At 68.7% G+C, this 24,986-nt stretch carries 25 protein-coding genes; 13 read left to right on the top strand and 12 right to left on the bottom strand.

The genetic code is table 11. The features are described from left to right. Positions 1 to 11: 11 nt before the first annotated feature. The gene (locus tag FDA38_RS27965) at positions 12 to 1,298 is read right to left on the bottom strand and encodes a sensor histidine kinase (RefSeq protein WP_137257119.1); all 1,287 of its coding nucleotides are present in this window, start codon (positions 1,296 to 1,298) and stop codon (positions 12 to 14) included. Positions 1,299 to 1,401: 103 nt separating this feature from the next. Between FDA38_RS27965 and FDA38_RS27960 the strand changes: the two genes are divergently transcribed. The 6 genes from FDA38_RS27960 (at position 1,402) to FDA38_RS27935 (ending at position 7,474) form a co-directional block, all read left to right on the top strand. After that, complete coding sequence (locus FDA38_RS27960) at positions 1,402 to 2,055, top strand: hypothetical protein (protein ID WP_137257118.1); 654 nt, start codon at positions 1,402 to 1,404, stop codon at positions 2,053 to 2,055. Then, positions 2,019 to 2,711 (top strand): ABC transporter ATP-binding protein, encoded by a 693-nt coding sequence (locus FDA38_RS27955; RefSeq protein ID WP_233714966.1) that lies wholly within the window; start codon positions 2,019 to 2,021, stop codon positions 2,709 to 2,711. Before FDA38_RS27960 ends, FDA38_RS27955 begins: the two co-directional genes overlap by 37 nt. Further along, entirely contained in the window at positions 2,708 to 3,379 is a 672-nt protein-coding gene (locus tag FDA38_RS27950; RefSeq protein ID WP_137257116.1) for an ABC transporter ATP-binding protein, read from the top strand. Before FDA38_RS27955 ends, FDA38_RS27950 begins: the two co-directional genes overlap by 4 nt. Next, entirely contained in the window at positions 3,379 to 6,036 is a 2,658-nt protein-coding gene (locus FDA38_RS27945) for an ABC transporter permease (RefSeq protein WP_202877860.1), read from the top strand. Before FDA38_RS27950 ends, FDA38_RS27945 begins: the two co-directional genes overlap by 1 nt. A 40-nt stretch (positions 6,037 to 6,076) precedes the next feature. Further along, complete coding sequence (locus FDA38_RS27940) at positions 6,077 to 6,796, top strand: response regulator transcription factor (RefSeq protein ID WP_137257114.1); 720 nt, start codon at positions 6,077 to 6,079, stop codon at positions 6,794 to 6,796. 75 nt (positions 6,797 to 6,871) lie between these two features. After that, positions 6,872 to 7,474: a DedA family protein gene (locus FDA38_RS27935; protein ID WP_137257113.1), complete on the top strand. Its 603-nt coding sequence runs from the start codon at positions 6,872 to 6,874 to the stop codon at positions 7,472 to 7,474. A gap of 32 nt (positions 7,475 to 7,506) precedes the next feature. On the opposite strand, the gene FDA38_RS27930 is transcribed toward FDA38_RS27935, so the two are convergent. The 3 genes from FDA38_RS27930 to FDA38_RS27920 are packed head-to-tail and all read right to left on the bottom strand — an operon-like array spanning position 7,507 to position 10,458. Then, the gene (locus tag FDA38_RS27930; protein WP_137257112.1) at positions 7,507 to 8,184 is read right to left on the bottom strand and encodes a response regulator transcription factor; all 678 of its coding nucleotides are present in this window, start codon (positions 8,182 to 8,184) and stop codon (positions 7,507 to 7,509) included. A 46-nt stretch (positions 8,185 to 8,230) separates the two neighbouring features. Then, the gene (locus FDA38_RS27925) at positions 8,231 to 9,619 is read right to left on the bottom strand and encodes a sensor histidine kinase (RefSeq protein ID WP_137257111.1); all 1,389 of its coding nucleotides are present in this window, start codon (positions 9,617 to 9,619) and stop codon (positions 8,231 to 8,233) included. Positions 9,620 to 9,657: 38 nt separating this feature from the next. Then, positions 9,658 to 10,458: a PIG-L deacetylase family protein gene (locus FDA38_RS27920; RefSeq protein ID WP_137257110.1), complete on the bottom strand. Its 801-nt coding sequence runs from the start codon at positions 10,456 to 10,458 to the stop codon at positions 9,658 to 9,660. 81 nt (positions 10,459 to 10,539) lie between these two features. On the opposite strand from FDA38_RS27920, the gene FDA38_RS27915 reads away from it, so the two are divergent. Genes FDA38_RS27915 through FDA38_RS27890 form a run of 6 tightly spaced genes read left to right on the top strand, consistent with a single transcriptional unit; the run spans position 10,540 to position 16,699 of the window. Next, positions 10,540 to 11,550: a lysylphosphatidylglycerol synthase transmembrane domain-containing protein gene (locus FDA38_RS27915; protein WP_170989897.1), complete on the top strand. Its 1,011-nt coding sequence runs from the start codon at positions 10,540 to 10,542 to the stop codon at positions 11,548 to 11,550. After that, positions 11,547 to 12,620 carry a glycosyltransferase family 4 protein gene (locus FDA38_RS27910; protein WP_137257108.1) on the top strand — a complete coding sequence of 358 codons (1,074 nt, stop codon included), beginning with the start codon at positions 11,547 to 11,549 and terminating at the stop codon, positions 12,618 to 12,620. The genes FDA38_RS27915 and FDA38_RS27910 overlap by 4 nt, the downstream gene beginning before the upstream one ends. Further along, entirely contained in the window at positions 12,617 to 13,990 is a 1,374-nt protein-coding gene (locus FDA38_RS27905; protein WP_137257107.1) for an FAD-binding oxidoreductase, read from the top strand. The genes FDA38_RS27910 and FDA38_RS27905 overlap by 4 nt, the downstream gene beginning before the upstream one ends. Then, a complete protein-coding gene (locus FDA38_RS27900) occupies positions 13,987 to 14,694 on the top strand; it encodes an SDR family NAD(P)-dependent oxidoreductase (protein ID WP_170989896.1) in 708 nt (235 codons plus the stop codon). The genes FDA38_RS27905 and FDA38_RS27900 overlap by 4 nt, the downstream gene beginning before the upstream one ends. Further along, positions 14,691 to 15,806, top strand: coding sequence for a hypothetical protein (locus FDA38_RS27895; protein ID WP_137257105.1), 1,116 nt, complete (start codon positions 14,691 to 14,693; stop codon positions 15,804 to 15,806). The genes FDA38_RS27900 and FDA38_RS27895 overlap by 4 nt, the downstream gene beginning before the upstream one ends. Next, entirely contained in the window at positions 15,803 to 16,699 is an 897-nt protein-coding gene (locus tag FDA38_RS27890; RefSeq protein WP_137257104.1) for a decaprenyl-phosphate phosphoribosyltransferase, read from the top strand. The genes FDA38_RS27895 and FDA38_RS27890 overlap by 4 nt, the downstream gene beginning before the upstream one ends. 51 nt (positions 16,700 to 16,750) lie before the next feature. Here FDA38_RS27890 and FDA38_RS27885 read toward each other — a convergent pair whose 3' ends face one another. The 6 genes from FDA38_RS27885 to FDA38_RS27860 all read right to left on the bottom strand — a co-directional run bounded on the left by FDA38_RS27885 (position 16,751) and on the right by FDA38_RS27860 (position 21,701). Then, positions 16,751 to 16,969, bottom strand: a complete 219-nt coding sequence (locus FDA38_RS27885; RefSeq protein ID WP_137257103.1) for a hypothetical protein — start codon at positions 16,967 to 16,969, stop codon at positions 16,751 to 16,753. Next, complete coding sequence (locus FDA38_RS27880; protein WP_137257102.1) at positions 16,966 to 17,766, bottom strand: COG4280 domain-containing protein; 801 nt, start codon at positions 17,764 to 17,766, stop codon at positions 16,966 to 16,968. The genes FDA38_RS27885 and FDA38_RS27880 overlap by 4 nt, the downstream gene beginning before the upstream one ends. A 92-nt stretch (positions 17,767 to 17,858) precedes the next feature. Further along, the gene (locus FDA38_RS27875) at positions 17,859 to 19,109 is read right to left on the bottom strand and encodes a COG4705 family protein (RefSeq protein ID WP_137257101.1); all 1,251 of its coding nucleotides are present in this window, start codon (positions 19,107 to 19,109) and stop codon (positions 17,859 to 17,861) included. 48 nt (positions 19,110 to 19,157) lie between these two features. Next, on the bottom strand, positions 19,158 to 20,414 hold the full coding sequence (locus FDA38_RS27870) for a sensor histidine kinase (RefSeq protein ID WP_137257100.1): 1,257 nt from the start codon (positions 20,412 to 20,414) through the stop codon (positions 19,158 to 19,160). Further along, the gene (locus tag FDA38_RS27865) at positions 20,405 to 21,058 is read right to left on the bottom strand and encodes a response regulator transcription factor (RefSeq protein ID WP_137257099.1); all 654 of its coding nucleotides are present in this window, start codon (positions 21,056 to 21,058) and stop codon (positions 20,405 to 20,407) included. The genes FDA38_RS27870 and FDA38_RS27865 overlap by 10 nt, the downstream gene beginning before the upstream one ends. Beyond that, entirely contained in the window at positions 21,036 to 21,701 is a 666-nt protein-coding gene (locus tag FDA38_RS27860; RefSeq protein WP_137257098.1) for a phosphatase PAP2 family protein, read from the bottom strand. Before FDA38_RS27860 ends, FDA38_RS27865 begins: the two co-directional genes overlap by 23 nt. A gap of 91 nt (positions 21,702 to 21,792) precedes the next feature. Here FDA38_RS27860 and FDA38_RS27855 point away from each other — a divergent pair, with 91 nt between their 5' ends. Further along, positions 21,793 to 22,713, top strand: a complete 921-nt coding sequence (locus FDA38_RS27855; protein ID WP_137257097.1) for an alpha/beta hydrolase — start codon at positions 21,793 to 21,795, stop codon at positions 22,711 to 22,713. On the opposite strand, the gene FDA38_RS27850 is transcribed toward FDA38_RS27855, so the two are convergent. Both FDA38_RS27850 and FDA38_RS27845 read right to left on the bottom strand, forming a co-directional pair. Continuing rightward, on the bottom strand, positions 22,706 to 23,683 hold the full coding sequence (locus tag FDA38_RS27850; protein ID WP_137257096.1) for a TolB family protein: 978 nt from the start codon (positions 23,681 to 23,683) through the stop codon (positions 22,706 to 22,708). The genes FDA38_RS27855 and FDA38_RS27850 overlap by 8 nt on opposite strands. Beyond that, positions 23,680 to 24,933, bottom strand: coding sequence for an MFS transporter (locus tag FDA38_RS27845; RefSeq protein WP_137257095.1), 1,254 nt, complete (start codon positions 24,931 to 24,933; stop codon positions 23,680 to 23,682). The genes FDA38_RS27850 and FDA38_RS27845 overlap by 4 nt, the downstream gene beginning before the upstream one ends. Positions 24,934 to 24,986 lie beyond the last annotated feature (53 nt).

Raw genomic sequence — 24,986 nt, 5'->3', positions numbered from 1 at the left:
GGCGTGCGTCTTCACTCATCCGGGATCAGCACGCGGAAGGCCGTGGGGGAGGAGGACGCGAGGACGAGACGGCTCCCGCAGGCTTCGGCAAGGTTGCGGGCCAGAGCAAGACCGATGCCGGCTCCGCGATCGGTCGGCCCGCGGGTGCCGCGGGCGAAGATGTCCGCGGGGTCGGCGGGCATCGTGCCTTCGTCTTCGACGTCGATTGCGGTTGTGTCGAGTACGTCGTGGGCGGTGACCCGGACAGTGCCGCGGCCGTGGGTCCGGGCGTTGTCGAGGAGGACGTCGAGGATCTGGCGGCAGTTGGCGAGGGGGAGGAACCGGTGACCGACCGGATCCTCCACGCTGAACACGATCCGCCGACCGCGCTCGGCGAGCATGCCGTGCCAGCGGTGTTCGATCTCGGCGAAGAGCGCATCCAGCGTGCCGAGTGGGCCGCGGGGTTCTTTGGCCGGCAGTTGGGACAGTTCGAGGACGTCCTGGACGGTGCGCTGAAGCTCGCCGGTCTGCAGAAACGCTTCGTCGACGGCGACCCGAGGATCAGCGGCCGGGTCGGTCTGCGCTGCCTCCAAGGTCAGACGCAGGCCCGCCAGCGGCGTTCGCAGTTGATGCGCGGCGTCCGCCGCGAAGTTCCGGGCGTGATCCAGCACATGGGCCAGCCGTTCGACCATGGTGTTCTGGGCGTTGGCCAGCGCGTCGACCTCCGCGATCCCGCTCGGCTCGGCCCGCGCGGACAGGTCGCCCGCCGCGACCCGGTCCGCGATCCGGGCCAACGACTCGAGCGGGGCACTCAAACGCTTCGCCTGCCAGGTCGCGACGGCGACGCCGATCGCGAGGGCCACGAGGGCACCCCCGAGCACGGCCAGCCAGGCGAGTAGCACCCTGGCCCAGACGGCGTTGATCGGTGACGAGGCCCGGACCACGCCGATGACCCGTTCCGACGACGCGACCGGTACGGCGACGACCAAGGAGCTACCCGACTCGGCCTGGACCACCTTCCCGGCCAGCCCGGCCCGTGTCGGATCGTCGGCCACCTGAGGACCGGTGCCTGCTCGCAACCTGAGGGAACTGTCGTAGACGGCCAGCTGCCCGTCAGTGCTCGGCGCCGGAAGCTCGACCGGGTCGTTGCCGGTGAAGTCCGGCCCGACCTGGATGGCGGCGGCCAGCGCTGCGCGTTCGAGCTCGGTGCGTTCGTCGGAGAAGAACGAGATGCGGATGCCGATCGCCAACGGCACGGCGACGAGGATCAGTGAGACGAGAGCCGCCGCAAGGGCGACCCTGCTGACACGACGCCGCATGAAGCCATCATGACGGCAGATCAGGTGCGCTGCCGGAAGGTTTTGCCGTCCTCTAACCTCCGTCGGGCCGGCTGGTTACCCGGCCGTTTCTAGCGTCGACTCAATGAAGAACTGGTCCGTACTCACCATCTCCCTGACGACTGTGGTCCTGCTGTCGGCCTGTAGCGGAGGCGGCTCGTCCGGCTCGGCTGCGAGTCCGACCGAGACTTCTGACGCGCCGTCGGCGCCTGCGACCTCTGCGCCGTCGTCGAAGCCGGCGACGACCCAGCCGCCCAAGCCGGTCGAGACGGAGTCGAACCCGCCGGGCGACATCCCGGACAACCAGGCGTTCGTCACGTTCCGCGGAACGACCTTCACCGTGAAGGTTCCGGAGGGCTGGGCGCGCAGCGCGTCCGGTACGACGACCTCGTTCACCGACAAGCTGAACCGGATCGAGGTGATGCCGTCGACCGCGGCCGCCGCACCGACGGCGCAGTCCGCGACGGCCACGGTGGTCCCGACGCTCCGCAGTACCGTCCCGCGGTTCGCTCTGGGCAAGGTCAGCGAGATCACCCGGCCGGCGGGGAAGGTCGTGCTGATCACCTATCAGGGTGACTCGGCCCAGGACCCGGTCACCGGCAAGGTGATCCGCGACGCCTTCGAGCGCTATCTGTTCTCTCAAGGCGGCAAACAGCTGGCGCTGACGCTGGTCGGTCCGGTGAACGCGGACAACGTCGACCCGTGGAAGATCGTCTCCGACTCCGTCCGGTGGCTCTGATGGCCGACGACGTGCTGTGGTGCCGCGACCTGTACCGCTTCTACCGATCCGGTGACGAAGAGACGCTGGCGCTGCGCGGAGTCAGCCTGAGCGTCGCCCGCGGCGAGGTCGTGGCCGTGGTCGGTCCGTCCGGCTCGGGCAAGTCGACGCTGCTGGCCTGTTTGGCGGGTCTGGACGAGCCCGACGGTGGTGCCGTGACGCTTTCCGGGGAACGCATCAGCCATCGGCCCGAGGCGGAGCGGGCGAGGGTCCGGAGCCGGCGACTCGGCGTCGTACTGCAGTCCGGGAACCTGATCACCCACCTGTCCGTGAGCGCCAACATCCGGCTGGTCCAGAAGGGTACGGAGCTGCAGACACCCGATCAGCTTCTCGAGCAGGTCGGTCTCCGCGCTCGGGCAGCGGCCCTGCCGCGGGAGCTGTCCGGCGGCGAGCTCGCCCGCGCCGGACTTGCTGTGGCCCTGAGCAACAACCCGGACGTTCTGCTGGCGGACGAGCCGACCGGCGAACTCGACGGTCAGACCGAGCAGCTGGTGCTGGACCTGATCCGTGCTCGGGCGTACGACGGACGCGGCGTACTGCTCGTCACACACAGCGCCGCGGTGACCGAGATCGCCGATCGAGTGATCGCACTGTCCGACGGGAGGGTCGCCGCATGACGCTGGTTCGATGCGCGGATGCGTCGCGGACGTTTGGGCGTGGCGATCAGGCGGTCGTGGCAGTCCACGGGTGCACGTGCGAGGTCGAGGACGGCGCGCGAGTCGCAATCATGGGGTCGTCCGGCTCGGGCAAGTCGACGCTGCTGCATCTGATGGCGGGGCTCGAGCTGCCGACCGGAGGAGCTGTTACCTGGCCGGATCTCGGTGACAGTCCGGTCGAGCGCTCGCGTGACATCGCCGTCGTGTTCCAAGGCCCGAGTCTGCTCCCGGCGCTGACCGTGGCGGAGAACGTCGCGCTTGCCGCCGTACTGACCGGGACCGACGAGGCCGAGGCCGGCGAGCGCGCGGTCGTCGCGATGGAGTCCGTCGGCGTCGCTGGGTTGGCTGATCAGCTTGCGGACACGCTGTCCGGCGGGCAGTCGCAACGAGTGGCGATCGCACGGGCATTGGCTCTGCGGCCGCGGCTGCTGCTCGCCGATGAGCCGACCGGTCAGCTCGATGCCGAGACCGGTGGGCACGTTCTCGACGTACTGATCGCTGCGGCGGAAGAGAGCGGCGCGGCCCTGGTCGTGACGACGCACGATGCGGCGGTCGCCCGGCGGCTCGCCGAGCACTGGCAGATGAACGACGGACGTCTCGTCGTACCGACTCGGGAAGGTGTCGCCTGATGGCACTGTGGTTGCGTGGCTTGATCCGATGGCGGGCCTGGCGGCTGCTGGCCACGGCTGCGGGGGTCGGACTGTCCGTGGCGCTGATCGCCGCGATCGGCGCGTTTCTGACCGCGTCGAAGGCGAGTATGACCAGCCGTGCCGTGGCGACGGTCGCCGTGGACTGGCAGATCGAGGTGCAGGCGGGAGGCGATCCGGGCGCCGCGCTGACTGCCGCCCAGCAGACGCCGGGGATCGCGACCGCGGTACCTGTCGAGTTCGGTCGTACGACCGGCTTCACGGCGACGATCGCGGGATCGACACAGACCACCGGGCCGGGCGTCGTACTGGGGATTCCGAAGAACTATCGCTCGTCGTTCCCGGGCGAGGTCCGGCAGCTGACCGGGCAGTCGGAGGGTGTACTGCTCGCCCAGCAGACCGCTGCGAACCTGCACGCATCGCCGGGGGACACCATCTCGGTCGGTAGGCCAGGTCTGCCGCCGGTGCAGGTCAGGGTCGACGGGGTGATCGACCTGCCGCAGGCCGATTCGCTGTTCCAGAAGGTCGGCGCGCCACCGCAGTCCCAGCCGTCCGCTCCGCCGGACAACGTGCTGCTGCTTGCGACCGATCGGTTCAGCCAGCTGATGGGGCCGATCGCCAACGTCGATCCGCAGGCACTCACCACGCAGATCCACGCGAAACGTAACGCGATCCTGCCGCCCGACCCGGCGTCGGCGTACACCACGGTCGTTGGTGCGGCCCACAATCTGGAGGCGGCGTCGGCCGGGTCGGCTGTGGTGGGGAACAATCTCGCGGCCGCGCTTGATGCGGCCCGGAGCGATGCGGCGTACGCGCAGATCCTGTTCCTCTGCCTCGGGCTGCCGGGCGCGGTGCTCGCTGCCTTGCTCACGGCCGCGGTCGCGGGATCGGGCGCCGTACGGCGTCGGCGGGAGCAGGCGCTGTTGCGCGTGCGCGGATTCGGGATCCGGCGGGTGGTCGGACTGGCCGCGCTGGAGGCGGCGCTGGTCGGTGTCTTGGGCGGTGTGCTTGGAGTGGTTGCCGCGGGCATCGTCGGGCGGGCTGCGTTCGGTAGCGCTTCGTTCGGCGGCGGGACCCGGGCGACGGTGATCTGGTTCGGGATCGCGTTCGTCGTGGGGCTCGTGATCGCGGGGCTGACGGTGCTGCTGCCGACGGTGCGGGATCTGCGGAGCAGCAGCGTTGTCGCGGCACGGCGGCAGGTGGAGCGGGTGCGAAGTCCGTTGTGGATGCGGCTCGGGCTTGATCTGATCTGCCTGGCTGTCTCGCTGCTGGTGTTCCGTGCGTCGAGTAGCAACAACTACTCGTTGGTGCTGGCGCCCGAGGGCGTTCCGACGATCTCGGTGTCGTACTGGGCGTTCTTCGGCCCGGCGCTGCTGTGGATCGGCGGGGCATTGTTGCTCTGGCGTCTCACCGCGCTGGCGCTGGCTCACGGACGCGGCGTACTCACGGTGTTGGTGCGGCCAATGACCGGTCGGTTGGCGCGGACCACAGCGGCGAGCATGTCGCGGCAACGTACGCCGCTGGTGCGTTCCGTCGTACTGCTTGCGCTGGCGATCTCATTCGCGGCGTCCACGGCGACCTTCAACGCGACGTACCGGCAGCAGGCAGAGGTGGATGCGCTGTTGTCCAACGGTGCGGATGTGACCGTGACGGAGTCGCCCGGCGTGATCGTCGGCCCGGCTGCGGGCGGTGCGCTGGCCGCCGTACCGGGCGTTCGGCGGGTCGAGCCGTTGCAACACCGTCTGGCGTACGTCGGCTCCGACCTGCAGGACTTCTACGGTGTCCGGCCCGGCACGATCGCCGACGCGACCGCCTTGCAGGACGCGTACTTCGTCGGCGGTACGGCGCACGGCCTGATGGCGAAGCTGGCGAGTCAGCCTGACTCGATTCTCGTCAGCGACGAAACCGTGAAGGACTTCCAGCTCGCGCCCGGTGATCTGATTCGCCTGCGGCTGCAGGACAGTCGGACGAAGACCTTCCGAACGATCCCGTTCCACTACGCGGGCATCGTGAAGGAGTTTCCGACGGCACCACGCGACAGCTTCTTCGTCGCGAACGCGGACTACGTTGCCAAGGCGACCGGCAGCGACGCGATCGGTGCGTTCCTGCTGGACACCGGCGGCAAGAACCAGCCGGCCGTCGCAGCTGCCGTCCGGAAGCAGTTGGGGGACTCGGCGAAGGTCACCGATCTGACCCAGAGCAGGTCGCAGGTCGGATCGAGCCTGACCTCGGTCGACCTGGCCGGCCTGACCCGGTTCGAGCTCGCCTTCGCCGTACTGATCGCAGCCGGCGCCGGCGGTCTGGTGCTTGCGCTCGGCCTCGCCGAACGTCGCCGTACCTTTGCGATCGCCGCTGTGCTCGGGGCTCGGCGTGGGCAACTGCGCGGGCTGGTGCTGAGCGAGGCGCTGGCGGTGACACTCGGCGGGGTGATCGGCGGTGCGGTGGTGGCATGGGCGCTGGGAGCGATGCTGATCAAGGTGCTGACCGGCGTGTTCGATCCACCGCCCTCCACGGCGGCGGTGCCTTGGACCTACCTGGCAGCAACCTTGATCGTTGCCGTCGTCGCCATCGCAGTCGGAGCCCTTGCCAGTGCACAAGGTTCGACCCGACCGGCCGTCGAGGAGTTGCGGCAGTTGTGACTCAGCCGGCTCTCAGTCGACCGCGCCTACCGTCGCAAGCGTGAAGGCCGGGCGAACCGTGGTTGTGGTCGAGGACGACGAGGCCATCGGCCGGCTGCTCGACCGTGCGCTCACCAGCAACGGCTATCAGACGTTCTGGTCGCGCACCGGGCGGGCCGGCCTGGCACTCGCGCGCCGGGAGCAGGCCGAGGTTGTCCTCCTGGACCTCGGCCTGCCCGACGCCGACGGCGTCGATCTCGCCCGGCGCCTCCGGTCGGACCTGCCGAGCCTGTTGCTGGTGATGCTGACCGCCCGGGGCGAGGAGATCGACATCGTGTCCGGCCTCGACGCCGGGGCCGACGACTACCTGGTCAAACCGTTCAGCCTCACCGTGCTGCTCGCGAGGCTGCGCGCGCACCTGCGCAGCCGGCCGACTCCCCAGCACGACGGTCCGGTGGTGATCGCTGACCTCACCGTCGACACCGCAGCGCGACGCTGCAGGCTCGGAACGAACGAGCTGGTACTCCGGCCCAAGGAGTACGAGCTGCTCGAAACCCTTGCCCTCAACGCGGGTACGGCGGTGTCGCGCGAAGACTTGATGGCCACCGTCTGGGACGAGAACTGGTTCGGATCGACGAAGACGCTCGACGTGACGATCGCCTCACTCCGCCGCCAGCTGGAGGCGGCCGCGACCCGCACCGGCACGCCGCCGGAGCGTGTTCCGAGCGTCGTGACACTCCGCGGCCACGGGTACCGCCTGGACCCGCCGGCCGTCGACTGAGTCTGCTCAGCTGCCTCTCAGCAGCCGGTTCCTAGGGTCGAACGACATCCCTACTTTGGATCCGGAGCCGTACCGATGAATCCGTTGGACCCGAACAGCCTCCTGACCCATCTCGGTCCACTCGCCGTCTTGCTGGTGATGTTCGCCGAGACCGGTCTGCTGATCGGCATCGTGCTGCCCGGAGACTCGCTGCTGTTCACCGCCGGCCTGCTCACGACCACCGCCGTACACCTGTCGCTGACGTGGACCCTCGTCCTGGCGCCGATCGGAGCCTTGGCCGGGGCGCAGGTCGGGTACCTGATCGGACGGCGGGCCGGGCCGTCGCTCGTGGACCGCCCGGACCGCCCGCGGCTGTCCCAGGCCGCCGCGCGGGCTAGGCATCAGCTCGAGAAGTACGGCGTGGGCCGTGCCGTGGTCCTTGCTCGCTTCATCCCCGCCGTGCGGACCGTGATGAACCCGCTGGCCGGCGCGCTGCGGGTGGACGCGAAGGTCTTCACCCGCTGGCAGATCGTCGGCGGCGTCGTCTGGACGATCGGTCTCGTGCTGGCCGGCCACGCTCTCGGCAGCAGGATCCCGAACATCGACAAGTACCTGCTCCCGATCATCGCGCTGATCGTCGTGATCTCACTGATCCCGATCGGAATCGAACTACTCAAGCACCGCCGCCGCGCCGCCTGACGGCTTGATCACGTGTACTTCAGGAAACGGCCTCAGCCGCCGTCGGAGTCGATGCGGTAGCCGAGGCCGCGGACGGTCTCGATGGCGTGGCGGTCGAACGGCGCGTCGAGCTTGAGGCGTAGATACCGGATATAGACCTCGACGACGTTGGGGTCACCATCGAACGCCGGATCCCAGACGTTCTCGAGGATCTCGGTCTTGCTGACGGTCTCGCCGCGGTGGCGCATCAGGTAGGCGAGGAGACCGTACTCGCGGCGGGTCAGGGTGACTTCCTGGCCCATGCGTTCGACCCGGCGGCGGACAGGGTCGAGGGTGAGGTCGCCGGCGGTCAGCACGACCGGGCGCTCGGGGGCGCCGCGGCGGATCAGGGCGCGGAGGCGGGCGACGAGGATCAGGAAGCTGAAGGGCTTGGTGAGATAGTCGTCGGCGCCGAGATCGAACGCGTCGGTCTGGTCGTACTCGCCGTCCTTCGCGGTCAGCATCAGGACAGGGGTCCAGACACCGCGTTCGCGGATCTGCTCGAGGACTTTGTAGCCGTTGAGCTTGGGCAACATGATGTCGAGCACGATCACGTCGTACGCGTGCTCGGTCGCGGCCCAGACCGCGTCCTCGCCGTTGTGGACCACCTCGACGACGAAGCCGTCCTCGGTCAGACCGTGACGCACGGTCTCGGCCAGGGGGATCTCGTCCTCGACAATCAGTACCCGCATGTTCCCAGTGTCCGATCCTCTGGCTGAGAGCAACCTGAGACGACACTCACGGCAACGGAAGCGTGACGGTCGCGGTGGTGCCGCCGGCGGGCGCCGCGGTCAGGGTGACCGTGCCGTCGTGTGCCTTGATGATCTCCTCGACGATGGACAGGCCGAGGCCGGAGCCTCCGCTGGAGCGGGCCCGGCTGGCATCGAGGCGGACGAAGCGCTCGAACACGCGGCGGCGGTCGGCCTCCGGGATGCCGTCGCCGTCGTCCTCGATCGTGAGCACTGCCCGACCGTCCTGCTCGGTGGTGCTGAGCCGCACAGTCGTGTGCGCGGCGAGAGCGGCGTTCTCGACCAGGTTGCGGATCAGCTGGCTGAGCCGGAGCGGGTCGCCGTGGACGCGGACCGGATGGACGTCGGCCAGCACCTTGAGTCGGTCGTTGCTGCGCAGTCGCAGTACTTCGGTGTCGACCAGGTCGTCCAGATCGACCTCGGCCCGCTGCATCGGCAGGGCTGCATCGTCGGCCTTGGCGAGGAGTAGCAGGTTCTCCACCAGTCGCCGCATCCGCTCGGCCTCGCCACGCATCAACCGATGCAGGTCCTCCCACGCCTGGCCGCGCGCAGACGGCGCGATCACGTCCAGACCCGCGGCGACCGTCGACAGCGGGGACCTGAGCTCGTGACTCGCATCCGCGACGAACCGCCGCTGAGTGGCCTGGCCCGCCTGCAGACGGTCGAGCATCTCGTTCATCGTGGCGGCCAACCGGGCGATCTCGTCATCGGTCGGCGGGACCGGGACCCGCTCGGTCAGATCGCTCGACTCGATGCCCTGCACCCGCCTGCGGATCCGCTCGACCGGTCCGAGGGCCCTTCCGGTCAGCATCCAGCTCGCAGCGCCGACCACCAGCAGGAGCACGGGGAAGCCGACCGCGAGGTACTTCGTCACCGTGGCCACCGTGTCGCGCTGGGTCTGGATCGACGACGCGACGACAACGGTGTATGTCTGGCCGCCGTACTCGACGCCGCGTGCAACGACCAGATAGTCGTGATCGTCGTCGAGCAGCGGCATCTCACCGACCTCGGCGCGCTGGATCGTGTCAGCGGTGGGCCGCAGCTGGGTCAGCGCGGTGGTCTCCGCCCGCGCCGACGATGCCGCGACGATCCGCCCGGAGGAATCCAGGACCTGGATGATCTGGGTCGCCCGCGTGGTCTTGGCCAGATCCGTGCTGAGCGCGGTGACGCCCTCTTCTGCGACCTGACTGGAAACGTCGGCTGCTCGCCCGTCCGCGGCATCGGACACCGTCGTGATCAGCGCCCGCTGCAACAGCAGGAGGAGTACGGCGGCGCCCAACGCCATCGCGATCGCCACGACGACCACCGCGGCAGCGGTCGACCTGCTCCGCACGCTGGCGCGGCGCAGTCGTGAGATGGCGTTGCGTATCGGGGACAAGTCGAACCCTCCTTCCCGACCATCGTGCCAGGCGGCAGCTACCGCAGGCTGGCGAACACGTCGTCGAGCGGAGTACCAGGCGTGCGGCCGTGTTCGACGTACCACTCGTGGCCGAGCATCAGACGGAACAGCCACCGCGGGAGTTTGAGCAGCAACGAGAGCGTACGGGCGCCGTCGTCAGAGCTGGCCTGACTGGCGTGTGCCTCGAACGAGTGCCGTTTCTGGGCGGCGTACGCGCGTACGTCGACCCGGTGTGTGATCGCCGTACCGGGGGAGTAGGCGTGGTCGTAGTCCGCCGCGCTGACGGCCGGGAGTACGCCGGGGATGGTTGTCACGATCCGGATCAGCCGGCGGATCAGGCGCCGGTCGATTGTTGCCTCAAGCACCAACGGCGTGCCGGCCCGGGCCGCGGCGTACGTCCCGACCGTGTGCACCTGCCGGTGGTCCGGGTGTCCGTACCCACCCGCCGGATCGTAGATCGTCAGCGCATCGGCCCGTTCCTCCCGCAGCAGCTCGATCAGCGGCGCCGCCGCGTCCTCGACCGCGAGCGTGCTGAACCCGTCGGCGGCCGCCGGCCAGCCCGAATCCTTGAACCCGAACCGCACCACCCGCGCACACCCCAGCGCCGCCGCGGATCGATCCAGCTCGTCCCGTCGGTACGCCGCAAGCCGTCCTGCACTCCGGTACGACGAAGCCGCCGCGCCGGCCTCACCGTCGGTGGCGACCGCGAGCACGACGCGATGCCCTTCGGCGGCGAGCCGCGCCAACGTGCCACCCATCAGCAGAGCCTCGTCATCCGGGTGCGCATGAAAAGCCACGAGGGTGAAACGCCGGGCCATTGACCGAGCATCGCATGCGGATCGCTTGCGGGCTAATTGCTCTCAGCACCCTCTCAGTGCCGGGAATCCAGGCTTGCTCTGGTGAGAACGAGTAGATCCAGGCTGGTGACCTCCATCCTGAGCGTTTCGTTGACGGCAGCGCTCGTGGTGTTCCTGCCACGCGCAGTCGGTGCGACCTGGAGCGAGGTCGGAGCACTCCTCGTCCAGGTCTCGCCCGCATCCTTGGTGCTGCTGACGGTCGTGTGGATCGCGGGCCTGTGGGCGCATTCCTTCGTCCTGGCGGCATCGCTGCCCGGCCTGACGAAACGCCGCGGCCTCACACTCAGTCTTACCGGCAGCGCGGTGGCGAACGTTCTCCCACTGGGTGGCGCGGCCGGCACCGCGCTGAACTTCGCTATGGTTCGCCGCTGGGGGTTCAGCTCGGGCCGCTTCGGCAGTTTCCTCGCGGTCACCACCCTCCTCAATGTCGTGTCCAAGCTCGGCGTGATCGCGCTCGCGCTCGGACTGGTGCCGATCCTGCACAGTGCCTCCGCATTCGGCTCGGCGAGTCTGTTCCTCTTGCCCGTTCCGGTCGCTGTGGCCGCAGGTATCGGCATCCTCGCCGACGAGCGGGTGGCTGTTGCCGTCGGCAACGCACTCGACAAGGTCATCGGCAAGCTCCGGCCGACGCGACTGCGGGAGCAGCTCCCCGGGCTGAGGCGCCTGGTCCTGAATGTGATGCGGACCGGATGGCGGCCGATGACAGCCGGGATGATCGCCTACCTTGCCCTTCAACTGGCGCTGCTCTGGCTGTGCTTCCAGGTCCTGCAGGTCCAGGTCGGCCTGCCGGTGCTGTTCACCGTTCTGGCGGTGGAGCGCCTGCTGACAATGGTGCCGATCACGCCCGGCAGCGCGGGTGTCGTCGAGGTCGGTACGACGGCGGCCCTGGTCGCGCTCGGCACCGACCCGGCCGGCGCCGCGGCCGGTCTGCTGCTGTTCCGCGGATTCACCTATCTGATGGAGATCCCGGTCGGCGGCGTACTACTTGCCGTCTGGTCCTGGTTGCATCGCCGGACCTCATCGGATCCGCGGCTGGAAGCGGTGGCCGGGTGAGGATCGCGCTCGTCAGTGATTGCTACCTGCCACGACTCGGCGGTATCGAGCTCCAGGTCCACGATCTCGCCGTACAGCTGATGCGGGCCGGACACGACGTCACGGTCTTCACGATCACCGACGGTCCGTCGTCCGCCGGGGACGTCCCGGTCGTGCGCCTGCCTGCGATGGCCGGCGTACCGTTCCCGTCGGCGATCGACCGGCTGCGGTCCGCGCTGGCGACCTTCGATGTCGTCCACTGCCACTCATCGTTGGTGTCACCACTGGCCTGGCGAGCCGCACGACTCGTCGACAACGCACTCGTCACACTGCATTCGTTGCCGAGCCCGTCGACGCCCTGGCCGGTCGAACGCATAGCCCGGTACGTCGGCGACGCGCAATGGACCGCCGTGAGCGAGGCGGTTGCGGCCGTACTCCGGAAGCTCCTGCCCGCCCGGCACATCGGCGTACTGCACAACGGGATCGATCCGGGGTTGTGGCGTCCGGGGACTCGCGAGGACCATCCGCTGACGATCGTGAGCACGATGCGGCTCACACGTCGCAAGCGCCCGATGGCGTTTCTCAGCATTCTCGAGGAGATCCGCGCGGCGGTGCCGTCCGCTATCCGGCTGCGCGCGGTCATTGTCGGAGACGGACCCCAAGGAGGTGCAGTGGCTGCTGCGGCGCGCCGCGTCGGCCCTTGGGTCGACCTGGCGGGACGCCTTACCCGGTTCGAGATTCAGCAGCTGTACGCGTCTGCGGACGTCTATCTCGCGCCCGCGGAGCTGGAGTCGTTCGGCGTCGCAGCCCTCGAGGCACGCTGCGCCGGGCTGCCCGTCGTCGCGATGGCCTCCGGTGGTGTCGGAGAGTTCATCCGACCGGGTATCGAGGGATTCCTGGTGAACAGCGACGCCGAAATGGTGACGACCGTCGCGGATCTGCTGACCGACGATGCGCTGAGGTCCCGGATCCAGGACTTCAACCGGGGCACCGAGCCGGCAATGACCTGGGAGCACGTCCTCGCACAGCATCTTGCCGCGTACCGAGCTCAGCACGCTCTCAGTGCGCAGTACCTAGCGTCGACATCATGACCCTTGACGAACCCAGCACTCATTCGTTGTCCGGATGGGGCCGGACGGTTCACCGCGCCTCGCGGGTACGGCGACCGACCCTCGATGGCGGTCTGGTCGACGCGGTCCTGGCGGAGCCGAGGATCACGGTGCGCGGAGCCGGCAAGAGCTACGGTGACGCGGCGCTGCCGGGCGACGGGATCGTCCTCGACACGACCTCGCTCGATCGGATCATCTCCTTCGACCAAGGCAACGGCGTCATCGTGGTCGAGGCCGGTGCGGTACTGAAGGACCTGATCGACCAGACCCTCCCGTTGGGCTGGAAACTCCCGGTGGTGCCCGGCACGGAACGCATCACGGTCGGCGGTGCGATCGCGAGCGACGTACACGGGAAGAACCATCCGGGCGCCGGATCCTTCGGCCAGCATGTGCTGTGGCTGGCGTTGCTGCGGTCGGACGGCACGATCGTCCAGCTGTCGGCCGGGCAGGATCCGGACGGGTTCTGGGCGACGATCGGTGGGATGGGGCTGACCGGGGTCGTCCTGAGAGCGGCGATCCAGCTGCAGCGCGTCGACACCGGTTGGGTGATCCGGAACCGGCTGCGGACCAACTCGCTCGACGAGACCCTGGAAGCGATGCAGGCGTTGGCGGCACGCCAGGAGCTGGATCCGGATCGGCACGCGATCGCCTGGCTGGACGTGCATGCGCAGGGCGGCGGGCTCGGGCGCGGAATCGTCGACGAGTTCTACACCGCCTCGACTCTTGATCTCCCAGGCTCGGTTGCTCCGTTCCCTGAGGCACGCGTGGTAGCAACGCGTACGAGGCAGTCCTTGCCGGGGCCAGGTCTGATGTCGAGGGCAACGATCGCCGCTGCGTCGGCCGCTCGCTGGCATCTGAGCCGATCCAGCAACTCACATCTGGTGCCGTTGCGTACGGCGCTCTGCCCGCTGGACCGGGCGGACGCGTGGCCGGCCGCGTTCGGGCGCGGGGGACTGGTTCAGTACCAGTTCGCCGTACCACTTGAGGAGCTCGGCGCAGTGCGAGGAGTGCTTGCGTTCCTGGGGACCCGCGGTATGACGCCTGCCCTTACCACGTTGAAGAACTTCGGGTTCGGGACTGCCGGGCCGCTGTCGTTCCCGATCCCGGGATGGACGCTCGCGGTCGACCTCCCCGGACGGTGGCTGCATCGTCCGGACACCTTGCGGCCGGTCGACAAGATGGTCGCCGGTGCCGGCGGCCGGATCTATCTCGCGAAGGACGCCGTCACCGATCCGGAGCTGATCCCGGTGATGTATCCGCGGCTGCCGACGTGGCGGCTCACGCAGCGCCGGCTGGATCCAGCCAGACGCTGGACGTCCGGACTCGCCGAACGATTGGACCTGCTGTCATGAGTCCCGGTACTGCGCTGCTCGTCGGCGGATCGTCCGAGATCGGTATGGCGGTGCTGCTCCCGCTGCTCGGACCGGCGCCCCGGCAGGTGATCCTCGCCGGCCGGCCGAGTGGTGAGCTGTGGTGGAACGCCGAGCGGCTCCGCGATGCCGGGTACTCCGTGTCAACCACGCAGTACGACGCGGGGCTGAACGTCGAGGAGATCGACGGGATGCTCGAGCACGCCTGCGCCGAGCATCCGCTGGAGCTTGCGATCGTGGCGGTGGGATCGATGTCGTCGACGTCGTTCGCCGACGGGGTTGTGGTCAACGGGTTCGGAGTCTCGCTGCTGTTGCGTGCCTTGGTTCACCGCAAGCCTGAACAGATCGTGCTGTTGTCATCGGCGGCCGCGGTCCGTCCGCGCCAGTCGATCGCGGCGTACTCGCTGGGGAAGCAGTTGGCCGACTCGACGGCGGTTCTGCTTTCGCGGCAGGCGGCGGACACAGGCGTACGGGTGCTCGTCGTACGTCCGGGATTCGTGCAGACGAGGATGACCGCGGACCTGAAGAAGCCTCCGTTCGCGACGAGCCCGGACCGGGTCGGCCGGCGCGTGGCCGCTGCGGTGGAGGCGCGGAAGTCGATTGTGTGGGTGCCGGGCGTGATGGGTCTGGTGGTGCGCGTGCTCAACCTGGTCCCGCGCAGGCTTCTCCCGGAGGCTTGGCGATGAGGCGCCGGCGCCGGATACGTAAGCGGTGGATCGCGTTGGCCTGCTGCCTGGTGCTGGTCGTGCCGGCGGTGTCGTACGTCCGGGCCTTGCTGTACCCGGGCAACGCGACCTTCGCGGTCCGAACAGTCGAGTGGTTCCGCGACCACGGCGGCGGAAAGCTGATCGACGCCGTCGAGACGTGGAGATACTCGCGTCAGCAACCACCCGCGACCGGAGCACCGGCCGACACCACGCCACGTGGTGTTGCACCCAGGCCGACCATCGGACGACCGACAGCCACCGGGTTGCCGACCGTTCAGTTGCTGCCTCGTACGAAGCGGCTGCCGCTGGAAGGAACGTGGGCCGTCGCACGCCAGTCGAGCACCGGTAAACCGTTGCTATGGACAACCTGGTTCCGAGCCGATCCCAGTCATCTACCGGTATCGGCCGCCGCCGCGTTGCTGCCACGGGGCTCCTACCACCTCAACCTGATGCCGGGAACCCGTGAGCCGGTGGTCGGCATGGCATCCCACGACGGGTACTCCGTCCCCGCTGCGAACCGCTCGGCGCTGGTCGCGACCTTCAACGCCGGCTTCAAGATGAACGACTCGCATGGCGGCTGGTGGACCACAGCATCGGCAGCGGTGCCACTGGTCGACGGCCGCGCATCGGTCGTCATCCTCCGCGATGGATCCGCGCTGATCGGCACCTGGAACCGCACAGTGCGGATGTCGCACGACGTCGTCGCGGTCCGGCAGAACCTCGACCAGGTCATCGTCGACGACCGGATCGTCAACGGGCTGACCACCAACGCGAACGGCCGCTGGGGGACCGTCCGCAGCCAGTTCCAGTACACCTGGCGGTCCGGCCTCGGAACGGATGCCCACGGCAACTTGATCTATGTCGCAGGCAACAAGCTGACGCTGGCGACCCTGGCCGACGCGATGCATCAGGCCGGCATCGTGCAGGGAATGGAGCTCGACATCCACTCCGCGATGGTGAGCTTCGACATCGAGCGGCCCGGCCCGAACGGCACTGTCAGCGGCGAACGGCTGCTCAACTCGATGAACTCGCCGACGAACCGCTACCTGGTCGACGACCAGCGCGACTTCTTCTACGTGACCGCGAAATGACCGGCCTGACGACAGTCACCGCCCGGGAGGCGCCGGCGCGGGCGCTGCTGCGGTTGAGCCGGCCGCAGCAATGGCACAAGGCGGCGATGCTCTTCGCGGCCCCGGCGGCGGCAGGAGCGCTCGAATCGCCCCTCGTCGTACTCCGAGCCGCTGTCGCGGCCATCGGATTCATCCTCCTAGCGGTCGCGATCTATGCCTTCAACGACATCCGCGATGCACCGGACGACCGCCGCCATCCGCGCAAGCAACTCCGCCCGGTCGCATCCGGCACCCTCAGCCCCAGGCTCGCCGCAGCGTTCGGCGTGGTCGCTGCGCTGTCCGGTCTGGCGATCGCCAGCAGCCTCGGCATCGCGACCTTCGCTCTCGCCATGGCCTACCTCATCGCCCAGGTCATGTACGTCCTCGGCCTCAAACACGTCGCCGTGATCGACCTCGTCATCGTCGCCCTCGGCTTCGTACTGCGCGCCGCAGCCGGCGGGACGGCGACCGGGCTGCCGGTGTCGCACTGGTTCTTGCTGGTCTCACTCTTCGGCGCGATGTTCCTGGTCACCGGCAAACGCAAGGCCGAGCACGCGTCGGCCGGCAACGCGGTCAGTCGGCCGGTGCTGGCGGCGTACCCCACCTCGTGGCTGGACCAGGTCATGACGGTGGCTCTGCTCGGTACGGCGCTGTCGTACGGCATGTGGGCCTTCCAGTACCTCGGCCACGACGTCTACCGCGAACTCCTCGCCGTCTCGTTCCTCCCGTTCTTCACCGGCCTGCTCCGCTACGCCCTGCTCGTCTCCACCGGCCGCGGCGAGCAGCCCGAGCACGAACTCTTCCGCGACCCGGTCCTCCTGGTCGCCGGTCTCACCTGGGCCTCGATGGTCGGCATCGGCCTGTACTTCGCCTAGCACGCACGATGGCCCCGCACCGGAGTGCGGGGCCATCGTGCCGGGGAGGGGTTACCGGCTCTTCTGCCGGACGTCGATCGCGAGGCTGATGCTGAATGCCACCAGGACCAGCGCTCCGCCGATCAGCGTCAGTGCGGTGTCGCTCAGGGCGCCGCTCAGCATGGCGGCCACCATCACGGCCAGGGTGATGACGACCGCGACCGCGATCTTCCAGTCGTCACCGATGATGAAGTCGTACCAGAACTGGCCGAAAGACTTGAGGAACTTCACTTCTTCACCTCCACGGCGATGTCGCCGGCCACGGCCGGGGTTGGTGCGGCCGGCTTGCGCAGCGCGGTCACGAAGATCCGGCTGAGCAGCAGCCAGGCAGCCAGCAGGACCAGGATCATCAGGTCGTGACCCGGCCAGTTCAGGCTCTCGCGGCCGTCGCGGAAGATGCCGATCCCTTCGATCGCCCAGTACGTCCCGAAGGACGCGAGCAGCAGGCCGACGCCGTACTTGAGCAGGTTCTCGTTGATCATCGACAGCGGCCGGCGCAGCGCGACGGCGATACCGAGCACGATGACCACCGCGGCAGCCGCGCCGATGCTGGCCGCCGGGATGTTGTTCGCGTTCAGGCCGAAGGTCAGCACGATGAACACGACCTCCATCCCCTCCAGGAACACGCCCTTGAACGAGACCATGAACGCGAACAGATCCAGACCCTGCTTCGCCTCACCGGCCGCCTTGGCCGCCTCCACCTCCTCGCGGTAGATCGCGTCCTCGTCGTGCACCGCTTTGCGCCCGGACGATCGCAGGATCGCCTTGCGCAGCCATTGCAGACCGAAGATCAGCAACAGCCCGCCGATGGCGAGTTGCAGTGCCGACTCCGGCAGCCAGTTCGCCAGCGCGTAGCCGGCGGCCAGCGTGACCACCGCGAGCGCACCGAGCGCTGCGAAGGTGCCGACCAGCGCCGAGCGCCAGCTCCGGGTGTAGCCCATCGCCATCACGATCGTGGTGGCTTCCACCATCTCCACGAAACACGCGACGAACGTCGCGATGATCAGACCCCACGTTGCCGCGTCCATCTCTCACTTCCCTCAGGCAGATGAAACATATGCTGCACGTAACGATAGTTACGCAGCACCGTGGGTGTCAATCGGTGGGGTGGTGAGGCGGCTCAGCCCAGGGTCGTCAGCAGGGCCTGGACTGCCTGCTTCTCGGCGGCCGGATTCTTGGTTTCGCGGACCGAGGTGAACAGCGCGTCGTTCTGGCTGTCGATGTAGTCCCAGGCCTTGCCGTCGAGGGGTTTGAGCTTGCTCTCGTCGTCGTCCCAGGCCTTCTCGTAGGCGTCGACGGCGGTGTTCAGGCCGGCCTGGTCACCCTTGGTGAGGTCCGTATTCATGCTGGTGATCAGGGTGCGGAACTGTGCGACATCGGTCTTGGGGAAGTGTGCAGTTGCCTCCGCGGCGGTCAGGTGGACGTTCTTCTCGGCCGGGTTCGGACCTTCACCCTCAGCGGCCGCGTTCGCGTGCGGTTGGGCGGATGCCCAGTTCAGCAGGATGCCGGCGGCGACGGTCGCAGCGACCATGACGCCGAGGAGCGGCCATTCGCGGCGGGGCCGGTGGTACTTCGGGGTGCGGTCCCGGTGGCCTTCGATGACGTCGGCCCGCGTGATCGTGAGGTAGACGACGGTCGCGAGGATCGCGGCCAGGAAGATCAGGCTGGTGACGAGGGTGCCGAGGCCGAGACCCTGATCAGGCGTCTTGGGGGAGGCGAGCCAGTCGCCCAGGTTCGCGCCGAGCGGCCGGGTCAGGATGTAGGCCAGCCAGAACGCCAGGACCGGGTTCGCGCCGATCCGCCAGCAGGCGACGATGATCGCGATCAGGGCCAGCGGGAGCAGGACGGACACGCCCGGGCTCCAACCGGTCAGCTCGAGCGTCCAGTCGCCGGCCGCCGTACCGAGTGCGAAGGTGACGAGGACGGCGAGCCAGTAGAAGCCCTCGCGTGGGCGAGTGACGATGCTGTGGATCGAGAGCGTGCGCTCGCGGGTCCACCAGATGCCGAACACGACGGCGAGCGCCACGGTGAAGACCGAAGTGCTGATCCACAGCGGTACGCCGAGTTGGTCGGTCAGGATGTCGGTGTAGAGGGTGCCGGTGACGCTCACCACGACGACGGTGAGCCAGTACGCCGCCGGCCGATACCTGGAGGTGCTGATCTGCCAGATCAGGACTGCTGCGAAGACGACGGTGAAGATGATCGCGGTGGCGACGAGTCCGACACCGAGTTGCATGTTGATCCAGTCGGCGAAACTCTCGCCGACGGTGGTGCAGAGGATTTTGATCAGCCAGAACCAGATGGTGACCTCGGGCACCTTGTTCAGCAGCACCCGAGCTGCAGCTGGACGGGACGCGGTAGTGGTTGTCATGCCGGCCACCCTTGCGCGCGGGACCTGCACGCAACCTGACTGCTGCGATCAGGCCCGCGGGAAGCGGACCTCGACGTGTCCACGGCCGTCCGCGATCGCCCGTACGCCGAGACCGGTTGCGGCGGCGATCCGGCGTACGACGGCCAGTCCGAGCCCGTGGCCGCCCGCAGTGCTTCGACCGGGGGCGAAGATGCTGTCGAGCTCGTCGGGCTGGAAACCGGGTCCGTCGTCGAGGACGTGAACGAAGACGTTGTCACCGGCGGTCTCGGCCACCAGCCAGACGCTGGTTCGCGCGTGGCGGGCGGCGTTGTCCAGCAGCGGCGCGAGGACGGACGTCACCACGTCGGCGGGGACGGCCAGGTCGACAAAGGTCGGAGCGTGGATCTGGACGTCGCGGCCCTCGGAGACCTTGCGCAGAGCTGTCGTCAGCCGGCAGCTCGCCTCGCGGTGGGGCCGTAAGCGTGCGGCGTCCAGGATCGCGGTGACGGCCGTGCTGAGCCGATCCGTTTCGGTGAGCACGAGCTGCGGGTCGACGTCGGTTCCGGCGAGCTCCGCGAGCTGTGCCTCGCCGCGGAGTACGGACATCGGCGTACGGAGTTCGTGGGCGATCTCGTCGGTGAGGCGTCGTTCGTCGGCGATGCTGTCTGCGACGCGATCGAGGAGCCGGTCGAACGTGTGCGCCAGCTTGCCGAACTCGTCGCGGCCGTGCCCGAGCCCGAACCGGCGGTCCGGGTCGTGGTCGCCCCATTCGTCGGCCAGCGCCGACATCTGCTGGACGACACGCAGGGCACGGCTGACGCCGACGTACGCGATGATGCCGGCGAGCGCGACGACGAGCGCGCCGAGGATCAGCGACATCGTCAGGCTGCGCTGTTCGGACCTCTCGTACGGCGCGAGGTCCACCATCACGACGACGGTGACCTGATGCGCCTGCACCGGCAGCGGCTCGGCGTACAGGAGGTAGTGGCCGGTCGTCAGGAATCGGCTTCGATCGGGCTTGCTGAGCTGCTCGACCTCGTCGGCGATCGCAGGGTGGAGTACGCCGTCGACGAGGCGCCCGTCGGCGTACACCCAGGCGAGGGTGTCGAAGGCATCGCCGGTGCCCTCGACCAGGCGGACCTTCCCGGCCACGACCTCGACGGTGCCGGCGACGGCCTCGGCCCGGGTTCGGGCCAGCATGCGGGTGTCCGCTTCGGACGCGCGGGTCGCCAGGACGTGGTTGAGGATGACGAGTACGGCGACCACCAGCGTCGCGGTCAGCACCGCGAGCGAGACGATCCGGGCGCGGAAGCCGGTCAGTCCCATCGGTACCCGACGCCGCGGACGGTCGCGACCCGGCCGGCGATGCCGAGCCGATCGAGTTTCACGCGGAGTCGTCGCAGGTAGGAGTCCAGTGTGTTCTCGCTGACGTACGCCCCGTGCGGCCAGCCGGCGGCGACGAGGGCATGGCGGCGTACCACCTCGCCGGGGACCGAGATGAGTCGGCCGAGCAGACGAAACTCGGTCGGCGTGAGTGCCTCGCCGGCCGCGCCCCGGCGTACCTGATGGCTGGTGGGGTCGAGTACGACCTCGTCCACGGTGACGGCGACCGTCGTACGGCGGAGGAGCGCGCGGACCCGGACCAGGAGTTCGGGGATGTCGAACGGCTTGGTGAGATAGTCGTCGGCGCCCGCCTCGAAGCCGCTGACCTTGTGGTGCATCCCACCCAGCGCGGTGAGCATGAGGACCGGGGCATCGAGGCCGTGCGCACGTAATGCCAGGCAGACGTCGCGGCCGTCGGCGTCCGGGAGGGCGAGGTCGAGGATGACGAGCTGGGGTGGCGGCTCGAGTCTTGCCAGGAGATCGGAACCGTTGGCGGCGGCAACTATCGAGTGACCGTCGCCTTCCAGGGCTCGCCTCAGGACGCCGCGCAACGCGCGGTCGTCCTCACAGACGGCGACCCTGGCCATAATTCAGTGCGGTCGCGATGAGACAGAGCCAGGTGAGCGCGATCAACCATCCGGCGAGGACGTCGGTTGCCCAGTGATATCCGAGGTAGACACGACTCAGTCCCATCGCCAGGCTCATCACGGTCGCCACGGCAACGGCGACGAGCTTGGTTGCCCGACGTACCTCCGTGCACCAGACAAGTCCTGCGAGCAGGAAGAAGAACACGGTCGAGCTCAACGTGTGACCGGAGGGAAACGAGAACCCGGTGTCGATCGGCCCCAGCACGAACGCAGCGCCCGGCCGGTGCCGTCCGATGAGCAGTTTGAGTCCGTAGGTGAGCGCTCCGGCACCGCCCATACCGACAACGAGCAGGAGCACCGGCTGCCATCGTCTCGTGCGGAGCCATAGGATGCCGGCGGCTATTGCTGTCAGCAACAACAAGACCGGCACATTGCCGACGAAGGAGATGCCCTGGGCAACACGGGTCAGGTCGGCGGTGCGGTGGGCAACGAAATCCGTCGTCAGCCGAGGATCGAACGCCGCGAGGTGGTCGCCCTCCGCAGCCGCGTCGGCGAGCCACGCGAACCCGCTTACCCCGAGCACCACGAGGAGCAGCCCGACCACAGCCCGCGTGGTCAGTACCTGCCCGTGTTCGTCCCGCATGTGATCCAGTGTCGAGGTCGCCCGCTGAGAACCCGCTGAGCGAGTTTGACGTCAGAGGTCGGCGTGCTTGGTGCCGTGGCAGGATGTCTGCGTGAAGCTTTCGATGCGGATCATCATGGCGCTGGCCGCGCTGCAAGGGCACCCGATTCGATTCTCGACGGTCGCGGCTCCGGACAAGGACCCCGACAGCGTCGCGCTCGACATCGGACCGGGTCCGCAGATCGGCCGGGTGCGGGGTCTCCGGTCGGACAAGGGCATCGCGTACTCCGGGGATCTCCGGATGGACGTCCTGGTACCGCAGGGGAGCGGTCCGTTCCCGCTGGTGCTGTACCTGCCCGGCGGCGGGTTCGTGTCGGCCCGCCGGATGATGGCCGGCAAGCAGCGCCGGTACGTCGCCGGGGCCGGCTTCGTGGTGGCGAGTATCGACTACCGTACGACGACCGTCGGCGCGACCTACCGCGACGGCTTGGCCGATGTCGCTGCCGCGTTGGCTTTCCTGCGTGATCACGCCTCGCAGTACGCGATCGACCCGGACCATGTCGCGGTCTGGGGCGAGTCGGCCGGCGGCTACCTGGCGTCGATGGCCGGCACCGCCCCGGACAACCGGATCGACGCCGTCGTCGACTTCTTCGGCGCCTCGAACCTGGCCGCGATCGCCGACGGCTTCGAGGGCGACATCGTCGCGGCGACAACCGGACCCGATTCCCCGATCACGGCGTACGTCGTGGGCCCCGGCGGACTCGCCGTCGGCGAGATGCACGAGGCCGACCCGACATCCCGGGTGACCCCGACCACGCCACCTTTCCTCATCTTCCACGGCGACGACGACCGCATCATCCCGCCCGCGCAGACCGCCCACCTGCACCAGGCCCTACGCCAAGCCGGAGTCCCCACCACCCGCTACGTCATCACCGGCGCCGGCCACGGCGACCTGTCCGACGACCCCGCCCCCTGGACAACCACCCAACTGATGGACCTCGTAACAACCTTTCTCCACGACCAGCTCAGCTGAGCGCGGCCGGGGATTCGGCCTGGGGGATGAGGAGATGGGGCGTGCCCGAGCCGTCCGCGGGGACGGACCAGATGTCGGAGTCGGCGGGTCCGTGTGGGACGGCGTACCCGATGGTGTTGGGGTCCAGCCAGGCTGCTTGATCGTCGATGCTGCGGGTTTCGGCCAGTGGGGTTCTGGTGCCTGAGGCGAGGTCGAGGACGGTCAGTCGCCAGCCCTTTGCCGGGTTGTCGTCGATCGCGGATTTGAAGGCGATGCGCTTGCCGTCGGGGGACAGGGACGGGCATTCCACGTTGCGGGCGATGGTGCGCACCGACTTGGCCGCGATGTCGCCTTCGACCAGATAGCGGCGGCCGGCGGTGGACATCGTGGCGTAGAAGTGGTTGTCGTCGGCGGCGAACGTGATTCCCCAGAAGTTGAGGTCGGGCGCGGTGTAGGGGTGTCCGTCGACGGTGACCGACAGGAACTCCAGCGAGTCGATCATGTCCTCGGTGCTGAGGTCGATCAGCCCGGAGCGGGTCGAGAATCGCCCGTGGTTGTACGAATCGCCCGCAACGAACACCGTCCACGCCACCAGGCGACCGTCGCCGGAGACCCGGGTCCGGTTCGGTACGCCGACCAGCGGAATCGCCTTCTGCACGTTGAGGTTCTCGTCGAGGATCGCGATCTGGAAAGTGGCCAGCGCGCCGTCCTGCCGCAGGCACGTGCCGGTGCCGCCCGCTGCATAGACCCGCAGGCAGTTCAGCGCGGACACCGAGCGCGGCCCGCCCGGGTTGTCCTTGGCAACAAACGCCAGATGACCCTTGCTGTCCGGTGCGGTACTGCGGAACATGATCCGCGGGCCGGCAAGGCTCAGCGCGTCGGCAGCTGCGACGGGCGTCGGCTGGCGCGCGACGGCGTACACGCCGTACCCGATCGCCAGGGTCGCCAGCACGAGCGCCCCGACCAGCGCGAGGACGATCTGCCGCCTCATGCCGGCTGCTCCGCGTCGGCCGCGATCCTGCGCAGGAGTAAGGCAACCACGATGACGGCGACCGCGGCGATCGCAGCCGCGATCCGGATCGCGCCGGTTGGACCCCAGGTCGTCCAGGCGAGCCCGAAGAGCACCGAAGAGACGAGGTAGGACAAGGCCTGTCCCGTCTGGATCAGCGCGATCCCAGTCGTACGGACGCCGCTCGGCAGCACCGGCCCAGCCAGCGCGATCAGCACCCCGTCCGTCGATGCATAGAACAGGCCGTACAGGCCCAGTACGACGATCAGCAGCGGCCAGCCGCCGAGCGGTCCGAACAGCAGCACATACACCAGCATCAGCGCGAGGTAGCCGCCGATCACCACCTTCTGCCGGCCGATCTTGTCGGCGAGCACGCCCAGCGGCGTGGCCAGCACCAGATAGGACAGGTTGGTGCCCACGGCAAGCAACGGGAACCAGCCGATGCTCAGCTCCTCGCGCCGTTGCAGCAGCAGATAGACGAAGCCGTCGCCGATGGTCACCATCCCGGCGAGGCATGCGGCCAGCACCAGCCGACGTACCGGCGCGATCCGCAGCAGGCCGCGCAACGCCGAGGGTGTGACCGTGGCTTTGGGCGGCTGTTCGTCGCGGTGGTCCCGCACGAACAGAACGAGCACGAGTACGCCGAACGCGGCGATACAGAAGCTGGCGACGAACACCGCGTCGTACGCCTGCGCGGTGCCGGCCAGGATGGCGAGCGCGACGAGCGGCCCCGCGAATGCTCCGATCGTGTCCATCATCCGGTGTACGCCGAAGGCGCGGCCGTACAACCGCGGTGGTGTGGACAGCGTGATCAGTGCGTCGCGCGGCGCCGTCCGCAGGCCCTTGCCGGTTCGGTCGATGGCGATCACCGCTCCGATCGCACCGACGGCGTTGCCCGCGGCAAGCAGTCCGAGCTTGGCCACGGCCGACAGCCCGTAGCCGAGGCCGGCGATGAACTTGCGCCGGCTGGCCCGGTCGGCGACGTACCCGCCGACGAGCCGCAACAGCGCGGTCGCGCCGGTGTAAGTGCCGTCGACCACGCCGTACACGGTGGGGCTGAGGTGGAGGCCGATCATCAGGTACACCGGCAGCACCGCGGTCACCATCTCCGAGGAGATGTCCGTGATCAGGCTGACGGCGCCGAGCGCGAAGACGTTGCCGCTGACGAGGAAGAGGGCGCGACGGCGCGAGGTCGTCGCGGCGTGCGGACGGTCGATCGAGGACAGGTACACGAGAGTCACCTCCGGGCGCGGACTCGCGGCCACACCGAAGCGTGGCCGCGAGC

This window comes from Kribbella jiaozuonensis (assembly GCF_005233875.1).
Lineage (GTDB): Bacteria > Actinomycetota > Actinomycetes > Propionibacteriales > Kribbellaceae > Kribbella > Kribbella jiaozuonensis.
The sequence above is the reverse complement of the archived record's forward strand: the minus strand, read 5'-3'. Positions and strand labels throughout refer to the sequence as shown.